This is a genomic window from Cryocola sp. 340MFSha3.1 (assembly GCF_000383315.1).
Taxonomy (GTDB): domain Bacteria; phylum Actinomycetota; class Actinomycetes; order Actinomycetales; family Microbacteriaceae; genus Leifsonia.
The window spans coordinates 1,359,134-1,375,867 of sequence record NZ_KB911088.1 but is presented as its reverse complement, the minus strand read 5'-3'; the positions used below and the strand labels follow the sequence as shown (position 1 = coordinate 1,375,867).

Sequence of the window (16,734 nt, the reverse complement as noted above, 5' to 3'; positions counted from 1 at the left end):
CCGGCCTACCGTGTCCATCGACCGACGACCACCCGCCGCGTGCGGGCGAAACCGGAAGAGGCACGACATGACCGATCGACCCTTGCCGCCCGAAGACCGGGTGACCGCTGACACTGTGCGTGACCGTGACGCCGTGCGTGACCGTGAGGCCGTGCGCGACCGCGAGGCCGTGAGGGACGGTGCCGGCGCTCCGGCCACTGCGCCTGCTGCGCCCGCGACGGCTCCCGTCGACGGCATCCGCCCGGACGGGACGTACGGGGACGGGACGCACACCCTGCGTGAGGACGTGGTCGCCCGCGAACGCAGCGAGTTCGGCGGGATGAAGTTCGGCTCGGCCTTCTTCGGCTGGCTCACCGCGACGGGAACCGCGGTGCTGCTGACCGCGCTGGTCGCAGCGGCCGGCGCGGCCGTCGGCCTCGGCACCGCGGGGAGCGCCGACCGCGCGATCGACCAGGCCAACGCCAACGCGTCGACGGTCGGGCTCGTCGGCGCGATCGCGCTCGTCGTCATCCTGCTCGTCGCCTACTTCTGCGGCGGGTATGTGGCCGGGCGGATGGCGCGCTTCGACGGCGTCAAGCAGGGCATCGCGGTGTGGCTGTGGGCGGTGATTATCGCCGTGGTCGTCGCCGTGCTGACCCTCATCTTCGGCAGCCAGTACAACATCCTCGGCAGCCTGAACAGCTTCCCGCGCATCCCGCTGGGCGAAGGATCCGTGACGCTCACCGGCATCATCACGGCCGTGGTGGTCGCGGTGGTGAGCCTCGCCGGCGCCATCCTGGGAGGCGTCGCGGGGATGCGGTACCACCGCCGGGTGGACCGGGCCGGCCTGGGGCGCTGAGCGGGCGTTTTATTCCCCAGTTCTGCGGTGAGCGAACTCATCCACAGTTCAGGTCACGGACACTCCCAGCGTCGGTGGTCCCCGATAAGTTGTACCGGTGACTGAGAAGACCTCACCAGTGCCTTCGGTCGATGCCGGCGCCATCGGGCAGCCGGCCGCGCCCGCCGCCGCGCCGCGTATCGCCCCGCGCGACCAGCGCGTGATCTGGCTGCTGCTCGCGGCCACGTTCGTCGTGATCCTCAACGAGACGATCATGACCGTCGCCATCCCGAAGCTGATGGACGACCTCCACGTCGACGCCCTCGCTGCGCAGTGGCTCTCGACGGCGTTCATGCTGACGATGGCCGTGGTGATCCCGATCACGGGCATCCTGCTGCAGCGGTACACGACGCGGCAGATGTTCATCGCGGCGATGTCGCTGTTCTCGCTCGGCACGCTGTCGGCGGCCCTGGCTCCCGGGTTCCTGGTGCTGGTCGCGGCGCGCGTGATCCAGGCATCGGGCACCGCGATCATGATCCCGCTGCTGATGACGACCCTGATGACCCTGGTGCCGCCGGCGATGCGCGGGCGCACGATGGGCAACGTGTCGATCGTCATCTCGGTCGCGCCGGCCATCGGGCCGACGATCTCGGGCCTCATCCTGAACTTCCTGCCCTGGCGCTGGATCTTCCTGATCGTGCTGCCGATCGCGCTCGTGATGCTGCTGATCGGCATGAAGTTCGTCGAGAACGTGACGGAGACCCAGAAGGTGAAGATCGACGTCCTGTCGGTCATCCTCTCCGCACTGGGCTTCGGAGGACTGGTCTACGGGCTCACGCTCTCCGGCGAGTCCGGCGGCTCGTCCGCGAGCCCGGTCATGCTGTGGGGGTCGTTGATCGTCGGGGTGCTCGGTCTGGCGGCGTTCATCACGCGCCAGCTGCTCCTGCAGCGCAAGGATCGGGCCCTGCTCGACCTGCGGACGTTCAAGTTCCCCATCTTCACCATCTCGATCGTGCTGATGGCCATCACGACCGCGTCGATGTTCGGCGTGATCATCGTTCTGCCGCTCTACCTGCAGCACGTGCTGCACCTCGACACGCTGGCGACCGGGCTCATCCTGTTGCCTGGCGGACTGATCATGGGGCTCGCGGCGCCGTTCGTCGGCCGTCTGTACGACCGGTTCGACCCGCGCGTGCTCGTCGTTCCCGGCTCGATCCTGGTCAGTCTCGTGCTGTGGTCGCTCACGATGGTGACGGAGCACACGCCGGTCGGACTCGTCATCGCCGCGCACGTCACCATGAGCCTCGGCCTCGCGATGATGTTCACGCCGCTGTTCACGGCCGGTCTCGGCGCGGTCCCGCCGCACCTGTACTCGCACGGCAGCGCCATCCTGGGCACCATCCAGCAGGTCGGCGGAGCCGCGGGCACGGCCCTGCTCATCGCAGTCCTCACGCTGCAGGGCACAGCCCTGGCCGCGGGCGGCGCGGGAGTGGACGCCGCGCAGGCGGGAGGCATCCGGGCGGCGTTCGTCGCGGGCGCGATCATCTCCCTGTTCGCGGTCGTCGGCTCCTTCTTCCTCCGGAAGCCCGCCGACTCCCCGTCCGAGGACGTCGCCTTCGCCCACTGACCCGATCCCCACCGTCGAGTCGCAATCTTTGCACGCTCGCCCCGCGCGGCGTGTGCAATGTGCGCGGACTCGACGGGGATGGATGCGCAGGGCAGTGGTGCTCGGCGGGGCGAGCGCGTGAGAATGAGGCGGTCCGTATGGGAGGAGACCACCGTGTCCATCATCGAGAGCCCGGAACCGTCCGAAGCGACCGGAGCCGTCGCCGAACTGAATGCCGAAGACATCGACGACCTCGGATACGTCCCCGAGTACACCCGCGTACTGAGCACGAACCCCGAGGCGTTCCGCGCGTTCGAGGATCTCGTCCGCACGATCGTGCCGACCCTCGGCAAGCGCCGGTACGAGCTGGTCACGCTCGCGGCCGCCCAGGCGCTCCGCTCGCAGCACTGCCGTCTCGCTCACGGTCGCAAGACCCTGACGATCATGGATGAAGCCGAGCTCGAGCGCATCGCCCGCGACTACCACGACGCCGGACTGAGCGAGGCGGAGGTCGCCATGATGGAGTACGCCGAGCGGCTCAGCACGGACTCCTCCGCCATGACCCCCGACGACGCCGGCCGGCTGCGCGACCTCGGCTTCACGGACCGCGAGATCGTCGACATCACGTTGGCCGCCGCAGTGCGCAACTACTTCAGCCGCGCCATCCAGGCCCTCGGCGTCGCCGTCGAGGTCCCGCCCGACCTGAGCGAGCGACTGCGCGGGGCGCTCCTGGCGCCGCTGTGAGGGACACCACCCGCGCCCGGGCCCTGAGCGCGCTCCAGGGCCTGGCGCTCGGCGACGCCCTCGGCATGCCCACCCAGTCGATGTCGCGCGAACGCATCTTCGCGGATCACGGCACCCTCCGCGGCCTCGTCGCAGCCGGCCCGCACCAGCAGATCGCCGCCGGGATGCCCGCCGGCTCGATCACCGACGACACCGAGCAGGCCGTTCTGCTCGCGCGCCTCCTCATCGACGGGCGTGGAACCGTCCGTTCGAGCGTCTTCGCCGCCGAACTGCTCGCCTGGGAGCGGACCATGGAGTCCCGCGGCTCCCTCGACCTGCTCGGTCCGAGCACCCGCGCGGCCCTCCAGCGCCTGCAGGACGGCATGCCGCCCGAAGAGGCCGGCCGGTTCGGGGCCACGAACGGAGCGGCGATGCGGATCACCCCGGTCGGGATCGCCGTGCCGGTCGAACCGATCAGCGGGTTCGTCGACGCCGTGGTGTCCGTGAGCGCGCTCACCCACAACACGGGCATCGGTATCGCGAGCGCCGCCGCCGTCGGAGCCGCTGTGAGCGCCGGCGTCGACGGAGCGGACACCCCGGAGGCGCTGGATGTGGCGGTCGCGGCAGCCCGCGAAGGAGCACGGCGCGGTCACTGGGTCGCGGGCGGCGACATCGCCGCCCGGCTCGAATGGGCCATCCCCTACCTCCTCGGTCTGGCGCCGCGGGAGCAGGACGACGCCCTCTCCGAGGTCATCGGCACCTCGGTCGCCGCACAGGAGTCCGTGGTGGCCGCGCTCGCGCTCGTCGCGGTGACCGTCGCCGGGTCCGAGCCCGCGCATCCCGACCCGGACGCCGCTTGGGACACGCTCTGCCGCGCCGCCGCGCTCGGCGGCGACACCGACACGATCGCGGCCATGACGGGAGCCGTGCTCGGCGCCACCGGAGCGGCCGCCTGGCCACGCACCGCGCTCGAGACGGTCCGCCGCGTCAACGCCCTCGACCTGGAACCCCTGGTCGACGGACTGCTGGAGCTGAGGAGACGACATGGCTGACGGACGACTCATCTTCACCGGGACGGTCGTCGTCGACCTTCTCCTCACCGTGGATGCGCTGCCCGAGCGCGGCGGCGACGTCCTCGCCTCCTCGGCGGGTATGTCCGCCGGCGGCGGCTTCAACGTCATGGCCGCAGCGGCCCGCGACGGCGCGGAGGTCGTGTTCGCCGGCCGATCCGGCACCGGCCCGTTCGGCGAGGTCGTCGCCGAGGCGCTCTGGAGCGAAGGCATCTCGGTCGCGAACCCGCCGCTCGACGGCGTCGACAACGGCTACAGCGTCGTCCTCCTCGACAGCGCGGCCGAGCGCACGTTCGTCACCGCGCCCGGCGCCGAGGGGATGCTGAGCCGAGCCGACCTGGATGCGGTGCAGCCCCGTGCGTCGGATGTCGTCTACGTCTCCGGCTACAGCCTCGCGCATCCCGGATCCGGCCCGGCCGTCGCGGGGTGGCTGGGCGCCATCGGTCCGGAGACGCGCGTCGTCTTCGACCCGTCTCCGCTCGTGGGCTCGCTCGACCCGGAGCTCCTGGAGACGGTGCTGCGCCGCACCGACGTGCTGAGCGCCAACGCGCGCGAGGCGCGCATCCTCCGGGCGCACGCCCATCCCGCGCCCGCCGCGGGGTCGCTGCGGGGCAGTCTGCGCGAGGGCGGAGTCGCGGTCGTCCGCGACGGCTCCTCCGGCTGTTGGGTCGCCACTGACGAGCCGGCGCCTGCGCACCTGCCGGCCTTCCCGGTCGACGCGGTGGACACGACGGGAGCGGGCGACGCGTTCGGCGGGGTGCTCGCCGCGGCCCTTGCCCGCGGCGCCGCACCGATCGACGCCGCGCGGCGGGCGAACGCGGCCGCGGCGATCGCCGTGACGCGGCGCGGGCCGGCGACCGCGCCGACCGCCGCAGAGACCGACGCCCTGCTGGCCTCGGGCTGACCGCACGAGGCACACTCGGAAGGGATGAACGGACCGACCGCCGACCGAAGGAGGCCTCCCGTGTTCACGGTGAAACGCATCTACGACGCGCCCGCACCCGACGACGGCTACCGCGTGCTCGTCGACCGGCTGTGGCCGCGCGGCGTCAGCAAGGACCGTGCCGACATCGACGAATGGCTCAAGGAGGTCGCGCCATCGACCGAGCTGCGACGCTGGTTCCATCAGGACCCGTCGGGCGAAGCCGAGGTGTTCGACGAGTTCCGTCGTCGGTACGAGAGCGAACTGGACACGAACCCTGCCGTGGATGTGCTCCGCGGCCTGGGCCGGACCCACCCCACCGTGACCCTGCTCGTCGGCGCTCGCGACCCCGAGCTCAACCACGCCAACGTGCTCCGGCAGTACCTAGAGCACCACCCATGATCCGCTACCGTCGAGTCCGCGAACTTTGCACACGACACGCGGCTGAAGTGTGCAAAGTTCGCGGACTCGACGGCGGGCGCCGGTCAGCGGCGGGCTGGGTCCAGATTGACGCCGATCCCGCTCTTCAGTTCAGGATCCGGCGAGTCCATGAGGAGCTCGGGATTGAGCCACACCAGCTGGGCCTCGGTCAGGCCGAAGCGGCGCGACACCTGGTAGAGCGTGTCGTACGGGTTGGGGATGTAGTAAGCCAGCGTCCCGCTCTCGACGACCGTCCGCCCGTGCGCGTAGCTGACCACGCCGTGATCCACGGGCTTCAGGCCCGGGTAGGCGGAGGGGAGCGTCCAGGTGATCGACGCGGCGGCCATCACCCGCCCGTCCCCGTCAGGCGACTCCTCGATCGAGTGCAGAAACGACGGGTCGCCGAGGGACGCCTGGTCGAGCAGCACGGGGAGAACGAGTTCGCCATCCGGATCGACGCTCTGAGCACCGGAGGTCACCGGGAAGTAGGCCTCGTCCTGGATATTCTCCGGCAGGCCGTCGTGCCGTTTCCCGGTCAGCATCAGGTCGATCCCGGCGAGGCTCGCGCGGGCCGGGTCGTCGGGTCGGATGCGCACCTCGATCCCCCGATCGGGGCGGACGACGATGCGAACGTCCCCGGTCACGGGATGCTCGGCCGCCGGATCACCGATCGGTTCATGGTCGATGACGCTCAGCCGGCCCGAGCCGATCGTCTCGCCCGGGATGAGCAGGTTCGGGATCTGCTGCGCGATGGGCTCGGAGGCGTTCGCCGTAGCCCGTGGCGTCGCACTCGAACGAGCCGCAGGAGCCACAAGCGCGCATCCCGACATCATCCCCACGACGCATGCTGCGACCACGGCCGCGGCGACGCGACCCATCCCCCGATCCATCATGGTGCGACCCTACCAACGCGATCCGCCTCCCGCGCACGACCGCCCGCCGTCGAGGAGGGTTAGCCCGCGAGCGGGAGCTGCTGCGAGGCCGGCTCGGCGGTGTCGACCAGGTACCGCGCGTACGCGGGGATGGTGAGGAACGTCGGGAACTCCTCCCCCAGCGCCACCTCGCGCAGGAGCTCCGCAGCATCCGCGAACCGTGCGTCCGCGCCGGCCTCCGCGCTCAGACGCTCGAGCTCCGCGTTCAGGATGCGCGTCACGGCTTCCCGGTCGACGGCCGTCCCCTCCGCCGTGACGATCCGGTTGTCGATCCACTGCCGCAGCAGCGACCGCGAGATCTCGGCCGTCGCCGCATCCTCCATCAGGCCGTCGATGGCGACCGCGCCCGTCCCGCGCAGCCACGCCTCGATGTAGCGGAGCGCGACGGAGACGTTCGACCGCACCCCCGCATCCGTCACCGTGGCGTCCGCGCCGCGCACGTCGAGCAGGTCGTCCGCACTGACGTCCACGTCGTCCCGCTGGCGTTCGACCTGGTTCGGCCGCTCCCCCAGCACCGCGTCGAACTCGGCGAGCGCGGTCGGGATGAGGTCGGGATGCGCCACCCAGGTGCCGTCGAAGCCGTCGCCGGCCTCGCGCCGCTTGTCGTCCGCGACCCGGGCCAGCGCCCGCTCGGTCGCCTCCGCATCCCGCCGGTTGGGGATGAAGGCGCTCATCCCGCCGATCGCGTGCGCGCCGCGACGGTGGCACGTCGCGACCAGCAGCTCGGTGTACGCCCGCATGAACGGCACCGTCATCGTGATGCGATCGCGGTCGCCGAACGCGAACCGACGTCCGCGACCCTGGAACGTCTTGATCATCGAAAAGATGTAGTCCCAGCGGCCGGCGTTGAGGCCCGCACAGTGGTCGCGCAGCTCGTAGAGGATCTCCTCCATTTCGAACGCGGCCGGGATCGTCTCGATCAGCACGGTGGCGCGGATGGTGCCGACCGGCATCCCGATGCGCTGCTGGGCGAACACGAAGATGTCGTTCCAAAGCCGTGCCTCGAGGTGCGACTCCAGCTTCGGCAGGTAGAAGTACGGGCCGCGGCCGTTCGCGACCAGCTGCTCGGCGTTGTGCCAGAAGTACAGGCCGAAATCGGTGAGGGATGCGCTGGCCGGCGCTGTACGTCCCGCCCGGTCGGTGAAGGCGAGGTGCTTCTCGACCAGGTGCCACCCGCGCGGTCGCATCACGATCGTCGGCGTGTGCTCGAACGGCGTGGTGACCCGGTACTCCTTGCCCTCTGGACTGGTGAAGGCGAGGCGTCCGCGGACCGCGTCGCGCAGCGTCCGCTGGCCGCCCACGATGTTCGCCCAGGTGGGGCTGGTGGCGTCCTCCAGGTCGGCGAGCCAGACGCGGGCGCCCGAATTGAGGGCGTTGATCGCCATCTTCGGGTCGGTCGGGCCGGTGATCTCGACGCGGCGGTCCTCGAGCCCCGGTCCGGCCCCGGCCACGCGCCACGAGCGGTCGTCGCGGATGGCGGCGGTGGCACTCAGGAAGCGCGGGTCACGGCCGTTGCCTGCCTCCGCTCGGTGCTGCTGGCGCTCGGCCAGCAGCTCCTGCCGCCGGGCGGCGAACGCCTGGTGCAGGTGGTCGACGAAGGCGATGGCCTCCGGCGTCAGGATTGTGTCGGTCGCGTCGTCGCGCGTCCCGCAGATCTCGATCATGTCTTTCTTCTTTCTGTCGTCGTGGTTTCTCGCGCCGCCCGCAGCTCCTGAGTCTTTCCGCTCTGCGACGGCGTGTCGGGCGAAAAACTCAGGAACGGATGGCGGGGGCACAGGGTCAGAACTGGTGCTCCTCGGTGGAGCCGGTGAGGGCGAGCGTCGCGCTGTCGGGGTTGAGCGCGGTCGCGACCCGGTCGAAGTAGCCGGTGCCGACCTCCCGCTGGTGGCGGGTGGCGGTGTAGCCGTCGCTCTCCGAGGCGAATTCCGCCTCCTGCAGGTCGACGTAGGCGCTCATGTGGCGCCGTCCGTAGTCCCGGGCGAGCGTGAACATGGAGTGGTTGAGGGCGTGGAAGCCGGCCAGCGTGATGAACTGGAACGCGTATCCCATCGCGGCGAGCTCCCGCTGGAACCGCGCGATCGTCTCGTCGTCGAGGTGCCTGCGCCAGTTGAACGACGGCGAGCAGTTGTACGCGAGCCGCTTGCCCGGGTGCTCGGCGTGGACCGCCTCGGCGAAGCGGCGCGCGAGCTCCAGGTCGGGCTCGGCCGACTCCACCCAGAGCAGGTCGGCGTACGGCGCGTACGCCAGCCCGCGGGCGATCACCGGCTCGATGCCGTTCTCGACCTCGTAGAACCCCTCGGCGGTGCGCGTCCCGGTCAGGAAGCGGGCGTCGCGCTCGTCGTGGTCGCTGGTGAGCAGCGTCGCGGCGAGGGCGTCGGTGCGGGCGATGACAATGGTGGGCACCCCGGCGACGTCGGCCGCCAGCCGCGCGGCGTTGAGGGTGCGGATGTGCTGCCCGGTGGGGACGAGCACCTTGCCGCCCATGTGGCCGCACTTCTTCTCGCTGGCCAGCTGGTCCTCCCAGTGGACGCCGGCGGCGCCCGCCTGGATCATCGCGTGCATGAGCTCGTACGCGTTGAGCGGGCCGCCGAAGCCGGCCTCGGCGTCGGCGACGATGGGCGCCATCCAGTCGCCCACCGGCCCGTCGACGCCCTCGACCTGGCCGGCCCGCAGCAGGGCGTTGTTGATGCGGCGGACGACGGCCGGCACGGAGTTCGCCGGGTACAGGCTCTGGTCGGGATACGTCTGGCCGGCGAGGTTCGCGTCGGCGGCGACCTGCCAGCCCGAGAGGTAGATCGCTTCGAGCCCGGCGCGGACCTGCTGTACGGCCTGGTTGCCGGTGAGGGCTCCGAGGGCGGCTACCCAGCGCGGATCGTCGGCGCTGCTCTCGCGCTGGATCAGCTCCCAGAGCCGTTCGGCGCCGCGGCGGGCGAGGGTCTGCTCTTCGCGGACCGGCCCGCGCAGGCTGACGACGTCGTCGGCCGTGTAGTCGCGGCGGATGCCCGACCATCGGGGATCCGCATCCCACTCCAGCTGCAGCTCGGCGGCGGTCTGGGTCGTGTCTCCGGGGCGGGGCTCTGTCGTCCGGTTTTCCATGTCGGGACCTCCATCGGTCGGATCGGATGACTCGATCCTTCGCCCGCAGCGGCCAGCCTGACCCGGATCCGGCGACAGAAATCCGCCGGTTCTTCTGTTTGCCAGAACTTCGCGGGAGTGTCAGCATGGCCACCATGACCGTCATCGACGACGTGCACGGCGACGCGCACGCCGACCAGCCCGCAGCCGACGCACTCACCCTGGGCCGGCGCATCCGCGCGTTCCGGCAGCGGCGCGGGATGACGCTGGAGGCCCTCGCCACAGCCGTCGACCGGGCACCGTCACAGGTGTCGACCATCGAGAACGGCAACCGCGAGCCGCGGCTGGCGCTGCTCCGGGCGATCGCGGATGCCCTCGGCGTGAGCGTCGACGATCTGCTCGCGCCGGAACCGCCGGACGAACGCTCGGCCCTGGAGATCGCGGTCGAGCGGGCGCAGCGCGGGCCGGTGTTCGCGTCCCTCGGCATCGACCCGGTGCGGGTCAGCCGGACCGTCCCCGACGCGACATTGCAGGCGATTCTTGCGCTTCACCAGGAGGTGGAGCGGCTGCACCGCGAGCGGGCGGCGACGCCGGAGGAGGCCCGCCGCGCGAACGCGGAACTGCGGGCGACGATGCGGGCGCGCGACAACCACTTCCCGGAGCTCGAGGCCATCGCGGCCGACCTGCTGGCCGCCGTCGGCCACACCGGCGGCCCCGTCTCGCATCAGACCGTGACCGACATGGCCGACCACCTCGGCTACGAGCTGCACTACGTCGGCGACCTGCCGCACTCCACCCGTTCGGTCACCGACCGCCGGAACGGGCGCATCTACCTGCCCACCGAGCAGTCGGCGTCCCGCGACTCGCGCTCGCCTATCCTGCAGGCCTTCGCATCGCACGTGCTCGACCACGACGAGCCGCGAAACTACGCCGATTTTCTGCGGCAGCGGATCGAGACCAACTATCTGACAGCGGCCCTGCTGCTGCCCGAGAAGGATGCGGTGGCCTTCCTGACCGAGGCGAAGAACTTCCGGCGCATCTCGATGGAGGACCTCCGCGACGCGTTCGCCGTGTCGTACGAGACGGCGGCGCACCGGTTCACCAACCTCGCCACCGCGCGCCTCGGCATCCCGGTGCACTTCATGAAGGTGCACGAGTCGGGCACCATCATCAAGGCGTACGAGAACGACGCCGTGGCCTTCCCGTCGGATGCGCTCGGCGCTGTCGAGGGGACGCCCGTGTGCCGCAGCTGGACCGCGCGCACGGTGTTCGACGTCGCGGACCGGTTCAGCCCGTACTACCAGTACACGGACACCCCGAGCGGGACGTTCTGGTGCACGTCACGCGTCGAGAAGGCGAAGGAGGGCGACTACTCCGTCAGCGTCGGCGTGCCGTTCGCGCACGTCAAGTGGTTCCGCGGGCGGGAGACGACGCATCGGGCGGTTTCCCGCTGCCCCGACGAATCCTGTTGCCGACGGCCGCCCGGTGCGCTGGCCGAGCGCTGGGAGGGGATGGCGTGGCCGGCGGCGCGCACGCCCACGTCGCTGCTCGCCGCGCTCCCGACCGGAACCTTCCCCGGAGTGGACGCCACCGAGGTCTACGCCTTCCTCGACCGCCACGCCCCCTCCTCCTGACCCTCTCGCTCGGCCCATCCCCCGCCGTCGAGTCCGCAAATTTTGCACGCGACACGCCCCGCGGATGTGCAAAGTTTGCGGACTCGACGGTGGGCGGAGAGGCGCGAGAGACGGAGGTGGAGGGGTCAGTCGAGGGCGAGGAGGCGGATCGCGACGCCGTAGGGGTCGAGCGCGACGGACGGGGATGCGGTGCCGTCGAGCGTCCGCAGCTCGCCGCCGGCGACGGTCGGCTCGACCGTGACCGCGGTGTCGTGCTGCGACACGAAGAACACGAAGCGGCGGCCGTCCTCGTGCACCAGCGCGTCGGTGAACACCCGCGGGTCGTCGAGCCGCACATCCCGCTCCACATCAGCGACCACGGCGAGCGCGTCGTACAGCCGCCAGGTCTCCTCCGGGTTCACCCGCCCCTGCGCCGACGCGAAGAACTCGAGCGGATACGTGCACAGCACCGCGCGCCCCGCACCGTGATCGCGCACCACGACAGCCGGCCGGCCGTGCGCATCCACCGCGACGACGCGGCCCGAGGTCGCGCGCACCGGGAGGTACGTCCGCCCGTTCTCGTTGCCCGCCGCCGCGAACGACAGCTCCGTCCCGGCCGCTATCGACCCGAAGTCCTCGGTGAACCGCAACGTCACGGTCGCGTCCGTCACCGGCTCGGCGAGCCCGTACGCGCTGTCCATCCGCACGCCGAAGAGCTCCTCCGTGTGCGCCCACCACGGCCCGCGCTGCACGCCGCTCGGCCCGTGCGAGTACGACTCGTAGACGGTCGCCCCCTCGCCTGCCAGCGACACCAGCTGCTCCCACGAGGTCGCGCACAGCTGCTTGACCGACGGCAGCAGGTACAGGCCGTACCCGGCCGGCAGACCGCCGTCCTCCTTCTCCCGCACCACCGCGACGGGGATGTGCGCCTCATGCGCAGCGACGTAGGACTGCTCCCCCGTCGCCACGATGTGCGCGCGCTCCTCCTCCTGCGTGAACGGGTAGTCCTCGGCGAGGTGCGAGGGGACGACGAGCGCCGCATCCACCGGCGCCCGCCGCACCGACGGCAGCTCGATCGCGGCCAGGTCGGCGGCGAACCGCGCCAGCTCGCGCAGCGGCGGCTTGGGGTTGCCGTGACGGTCGGTGATCCCGAAGTGCATCTCGAAGGGATGGTGCGAGTACGGCCGCTGATCGGCGAGGTCGTCGTAGTCGGTGTTGTTCCACGCGATCCATCCCGTGGCACCGGCCAGCAGCGTCGAGTACAGCAGCTGCCGGTAGTAGGAGGCGGCGCCCGCGTCCGACACGAAGTCGCTCGTCAGGCCGAACTCCTCCATGATGACGGGCAGTCCGTCGGTCGCCGCGAGCTCCGCGATGAACGCCGCCTTGAGGTGCTGCCGCACCTGGTCGGTCTCCATCCGGTACACGTGCGGGCCGATGAAGTCGGTGAACTTCGCCAGGTCGCGCACCGAGAACCCGTTGTCGTGACCCGTCGTCTCGATGCCCCAGGCACCGTCGCCGACGGCGACCGGCTGCGTCCCGCCGCCCGCGCGCACCGCATCCACCAGCAGCGAGGCCCACGCGTCGACGATTGGACGCGGCGCCTCCCCTCCGTAGATCGGCACCTCGTTGGTGAGCAGCCACCCGGCGACGGCGGGATGAGCGGCGAAACGCGACGTCAGCTCCCGCACGTACCAGGCCTGCCGTCCGACGAACCAGACGTCGCTGTACAGGTCGCGGCCGTCGCGCCACGCCGGATCCCAGTTCTCGCCCGACATGTGCCCGACGAGGAACGTCGGGACCGTCGTCATCCCGACCTCCGTGTGCGCGTCGAGGAAGTCGGCGAAGTTCGCCATGCACTGCTCGTCGAGGGAGTCCGGGGTCGGATGGAAGTCGGGCCAGTAGAAGAAGGAGCGGGTCATGTTCAGGCCGTGCTCGGCGAGCACACGCAGCTCCTCCCGCACGACGGACGCGTCGTAGCGCGTCCACATCAGCGGGCCGCCGGTGCGCGACCAGAAGTTGGCGCCGAGCCACACCACGGGGGCGTCGTCGACCTGCAAGACCGGGGATGGGCGATCCATGGTGCCTTTCAGAAAGAAGAGGGGATGCGGTCGCGCGTCACTTCACCGCGCCGGCGGTCAGACCGGCGACGAAGTTGCGCTGCAGCAGGAGGAACGCGACGACGATCGGGATGGACACGACCAGCGACGCCGCCATGATCTGGTTCCAGTACACGTTCGTCTGGGTCGAGTAGAGCTGCAAGCCGACCGCGAGCGTCCTGTTCTCGTCCGTCGTCATCACGGATGCGAACAGCACCTCGCCCCAACTGGTCATGAACGAGTAGATCGCCACAGCGATCAGACCGGGACGGGCGGCCGGCAGCACCACGTGCCACAGTGCACCCATGGGCCCGGAGCCGTCGACCTTCGCGGCCTCGTCGAGGTCGCGCGGGATGCCGTCGAAGTATCCCGCGAGCATCCAGATCGAGAACGGCAGCACGAACGTGAAGTACGTGATGATGAGGCCCCACCGGGTGCCGACCAGCTGGATGCCGGTCGCCTGGTTGATGTTCACGAAGATCAGGAACAGCGGGAGAAGGAAGAGCACCCCGGGGAACATCTGCGTCGACAGCACGGTCGTGGTGAACACGTTCCGGCCCTTGAACCGGTAGCGCGACACGGCGTACGCGGCGAACACGGCGATGACCAGCGAGATCAGGGTCGCCGCGCTCGACACGATGAGCGAGTTCACGAAGTACGACGCCAGCGGGACGGTCGACCACATGTCGATGAACGGCTGGAACGTGATCGTCTGCGGCCACCAGGTGAACGCCGCCTGCACTTCGGAGAGCGGCTTCACCGACGACGTGATCATGACGTAGAGCGGCACCACCGTGAAGACGGTGAGCACGGCGATGGTGACCCAGCGGAAGACGTGGGAAGAGCGGGTCTCACGCATTGCGGTTCCTCCGGTTGACGACGAGCAGGTAGGCGCCGGTCACGACCAGCAGGAACAGCAGCAGGAGGACGCTCATCGCGGCTCCGGAGCCGAAGTTCCAGGTCAGGAAGGAGGCGTTGTAGATGTGGAACGAGATCAGGTCGCCTGCCGCGGGTTGGGCTGTGCTCCCGAACAGCACGAACGGTGTGTTGAAGTCGTTGAAGGTCCACAGGAACATGACCAGCAGCAGGACCGAGTTGACCGGCCGCAGCATCGGCAGCGTGATCGCGCGCCACTGCCGGAAGGGCTTGGCGCCATCCACCGCGGAGGCCTCGTACACCTCCGACGGGATGGACTGGAGTCCCGCCATCAGCATCAGGAACGCGAACGGCCAGAGGCGCCAGATCGCGACGATGACGATCGACCAGAAGGCGTTGCCGCCGATCAGCCAGAACGGCTTGTCGCCCGGAAGCCCGAGGTTGTCGAAGAGGAAGTGGTTGATGGCGCCGGTGTCCTTCTGGAACATGAACTTCCAGGTGATGATGCCGGCGTACAGCGGCAGCGCGTACGGCACGAGGAACAGGGTGCGGAAGAACGCGCGCCCCCGGAACCGGCCCTGCAGGGACACGGCTGCCGCCATCCCGAGCACCCAGGAGAGGCCGACGACCAGGATGGTGAAGCCGACGGTGACGAGGAACGACCGGAGCAGCCCGGCGCCGACCGACCCGTTGAAGTCGAGCGCGACGGCGTAGTTCTTCAGGCCGACGAACGGCGCCTCGCCCCAGTTGGCGATGTAGAACTTCGTCAGCTGCGTGAAGCTGATCCAGATGCCGGTGAGCATCGGGACGACGTGGATGAGGAGCTCGAACACGATCGCCGGTGCGAGCAGGATGAACGGGAGCCACCATCCCTTGGGGCGGCGGCGCTTGGGCTGGGGCGGTGCAGCTGCGGCAGCCGGCACGGTGCGCGCTGGGCCGCGGACGTCTGTCGTCGTCGACATGGGTCTCCTTGGGGGTGTGACTGTCCGCCGGGCGGGACGCGGTTGTCGCGCCCCGCCCGACGAGCTGGTTTCCGGGTGTCAGCCGCCGAGCGACTGCTTGACCTGGTCCTGTGCGTTCTTCAGAGCCGCCTTGATGTCGGCGTCGGAGACCGTGCTGCCGGTGGCGATCTTGGCGAACATGTCGTTCATCGCCTTGCCGACGGTGTTCTCGAACTGGTCCTCGGCCGGCACCAGCGGGAGCGGCTTGGACATGTCGTTGTAGATCTTCTGGAACGTCGCCGCCTCTTCGGCGTTGTCGGTGAACACCGGCTTGGCGTCGTTGAGCACCGGCAGGCTGGCGTACGGCTTGCCCAGCGTGGTCTGGACGTCCTCGCTCGTCATGTACTTGACGAACTTGAGCGCCGCATCCTTCTGCTTGGTGTTCTTGAAGATCGACAGGTTGATGCCGGCGATGAAGGTGGCGATGTCCTTGCCGCCCTCAGGAGCCGGGAACGGGACGACGCCGTACTGGTCGTTCTTCATGCCGTTGGCGACGATCGAGGCGTCCGCGTTGTTCTGGCTGAGGATCATCGCGACCTTGCCGGTGGCGAAGTCGTTGACCGCCTGCACGCCGTTGTCGTACTGCGCGTTGGACGGGTTGACGACCTTGTCGCTCTGCATCAGGTCGAGGTAGCGCTTGATGCCGTCGATGTTGGCCTGGCTGTCGAACGTCGGGTTGCCCTTCTTGTCGAACCACTCGCCGCCGTTCTGGGCCGAGTTGATGAACGCGAAGTGGACGTTCTCGGTGTAGCTGCCCGCTGCGAGGGCGAAGCCGTACTGGCTGCCGTTGGTGAGCTTCTTCGCCGCGGCGACGAGCTCCTCCCACGTCGTCGGCGGCTGCACGCCGGCGTCCGTGAACATCTTCTTGTTGTAGTACAGCCCGTAGGCCAGGCCGTACAGCGGGACGCTCGTGACGGGCTTGCCCTCGGCGCCGCCGGTGTCGAGCGCGGCCTTCACGAACTTGTCGCTGCCGCCGATCGCCTTCATGTTGGCGTCGTCGAACGGCAGGAACGCTCCGGTCGCCTGCAGGGAGGCGGCCCAGGTGTTGCCGATGTTCAGAACGTCCGGACCCTGGCCCGAGGTGACTGCCGTCTGGATGCGCGTCTGCAGGTCGTTCCAGCCGATGACCTCCAGCTTGACCTTGATGCCGGTCTGCTTCGTGAAGTCGTCCAGGACGGGGGTGAGGACCTGCTTGTCGTTGTCGAGGCTGGTCCCCTGGTTGCTCGCCCAGTACGTGAGTGTCGCCCCGCTGGACGACCCTCCGGATCCCGAGCTGCTGCAGCCCGCGACCACGAGCGAGACCGCTGCGGCCAGTGCCGCGACGGCGATGGCGCGTTTCCTCATTGTGACTCCTTCGTCTCTTGATGGGGGGCGATCCCGGCCCTGGTGCGAGAGCCGGACGCGGGAGCGCCACGCTGAGCCTAACTTAACCGGTTCAGGTGTCAATCCTTGACTTCACCTCGTCCGAGGGTATACCGGCCGGTCGCCCCGGCCGGTCGCCCCAGCGGTCGCCCCGGGCATGCGCCGAGGTGCACGTCGTTGCGGTCCGCTGCGGCGTGTCGCCCACAACGACGTGCACCTCG

General features: G+C 69.9%; 14 protein-coding genes. 7 read left to right on the top strand and 7 right to left on the bottom strand.

The features are described from left to right. Positions 1 to 67 precede the first annotated feature (67 nt). From H284_RS0117690 to H284_RS0117665, 6 genes are all read left to right on the top strand, one after another. Positions 68 to 838: a hypothetical protein gene (locus H284_RS0117690; RefSeq protein ID WP_231371272.1), complete on the top strand. Its 771-nt coding sequence runs from the start codon at positions 68 to 70 to the stop codon at positions 836 to 838. Between the two features lie 118 nt (positions 839 to 956). Further along, positions 957 to 2,444: an MDR family MFS transporter gene (locus H284_RS0117685; protein ID WP_020077280.1), complete on the top strand. Its 1,488-nt coding sequence runs from the start codon at positions 957 to 959 to the stop codon at positions 2,442 to 2,444. A 153-nt stretch (positions 2,445 to 2,597) separates the two neighbouring features. Beyond that, positions 2,598 to 3,167: a carboxymuconolactone decarboxylase family protein gene (locus H284_RS0117680; RefSeq protein ID WP_020077279.1), complete on the top strand. Its 570-nt coding sequence runs from the start codon at positions 2,598 to 2,600 to the stop codon at positions 3,165 to 3,167. Further along, the gene (locus H284_RS0117675; protein WP_020077278.1) at positions 3,164 to 4,198 is read left to right on the top strand and encodes an ADP-ribosylglycohydrolase family protein; all 1,035 of its coding nucleotides are present in this window, start codon (positions 3,164 to 3,166) and stop codon (positions 4,196 to 4,198) included. Before H284_RS0117680 ends, H284_RS0117675 begins: the two co-directional genes overlap by 4 nt. Beyond that, the gene (locus H284_RS0117670; RefSeq protein WP_020077277.1) at positions 4,191 to 5,120 is read left to right on the top strand and encodes a PfkB family carbohydrate kinase; all 930 of its coding nucleotides are present in this window, start codon (positions 4,191 to 4,193) and stop codon (positions 5,118 to 5,120) included. The genes H284_RS0117675 and H284_RS0117670 overlap by 8 nt, the downstream gene beginning before the upstream one ends. A gap of 60 nt (positions 5,121 to 5,180) precedes the next feature. Next, complete coding sequence (locus H284_RS0117665) at positions 5,181 to 5,540, top strand: DUF488 domain-containing protein (protein ID WP_020077276.1); 360 nt, start codon at positions 5,181 to 5,183, stop codon at positions 5,538 to 5,540. 83 nt (positions 5,541 to 5,623) lie between these two features. On the opposite strand, the gene H284_RS0117660 is transcribed toward H284_RS0117665, so the two are convergent. From H284_RS0117660 to aceA, 3 genes are all read right to left on the bottom strand, one after another. After that, the gene (locus tag H284_RS0117660; protein WP_231371271.1) at positions 5,624 to 6,451 is read right to left on the bottom strand and encodes a LysM peptidoglycan-binding domain-containing protein; all 828 of its coding nucleotides are present in this window, start codon (positions 6,449 to 6,451) and stop codon (positions 5,624 to 5,626) included. A 59-nt stretch (positions 6,452 to 6,510) separates the two neighbouring features. After that, positions 6,511 to 8,154, bottom strand: a complete 1,644-nt coding sequence (gene aceB / locus H284_RS0117655) for a malate synthase A (protein WP_020077274.1) — start codon at positions 8,152 to 8,154, stop codon at positions 6,511 to 6,513. A 115-nt stretch (positions 8,155 to 8,269) separates the two neighbouring features. Then, complete coding sequence (gene aceA, locus H284_RS0117650) at positions 8,270 to 9,586, bottom strand: isocitrate lyase (protein ID WP_020077273.1); 1,317 nt, start codon at positions 9,584 to 9,586, stop codon at positions 8,270 to 8,272. Positions 9,587 to 9,711: 125 nt separating this feature from the next. Between aceA and H284_RS0117645 the strand changes: the two genes are divergently transcribed. After that, entirely contained in the window at positions 9,712 to 11,199 is a 1,488-nt protein-coding gene (locus H284_RS0117645) for a helix-turn-helix transcriptional regulator (RefSeq protein ID WP_020077272.1), read from the top strand. Positions 11,200 to 11,324: 125 nt separating this feature from the next. Here the strand turns inward: H284_RS0117645 and H284_RS0117640 are convergent, their stop codons facing one another. The 4 genes from H284_RS0117640 to H284_RS0117625 all read right to left on the bottom strand — a co-directional run bounded on the left by H284_RS0117640 (position 11,325) and on the right by H284_RS0117625 (position 16,495). After that, on the bottom strand, positions 11,325 to 13,256 hold the full coding sequence (locus H284_RS0117640) for a cellulase family glycosylhydrolase (RefSeq protein WP_029043003.1): 1,932 nt from the start codon (positions 13,254 to 13,256) through the stop codon (positions 11,325 to 11,327). Between the two features lie 37 nt (positions 13,257 to 13,293). Then, positions 13,294 to 14,133 (bottom strand): carbohydrate ABC transporter permease, encoded by an 840-nt coding sequence (locus H284_RS0117635; protein WP_020077270.1) that lies wholly within the window; start codon positions 14,131 to 14,133, stop codon positions 13,294 to 13,296. Continuing rightward, the gene (locus H284_RS0117630) at positions 14,126 to 15,112 is read right to left on the bottom strand and encodes a carbohydrate ABC transporter permease (RefSeq protein ID WP_020077269.1); all 987 of its coding nucleotides are present in this window, start codon (positions 15,110 to 15,112) and stop codon (positions 14,126 to 14,128) included. Before H284_RS0117630 ends, H284_RS0117635 begins: the two co-directional genes overlap by 8 nt. Positions 15,113 to 15,190: 78 nt before the next feature. Beyond that, a complete protein-coding gene (locus H284_RS0117625; RefSeq protein ID WP_020077268.1) occupies positions 15,191 to 16,495 on the bottom strand; it encodes an ABC transporter substrate-binding protein in 1,305 nt (434 codons plus the stop codon). Between the last annotated feature and the right edge of the window lie 239 nt (positions 16,496 to 16,734).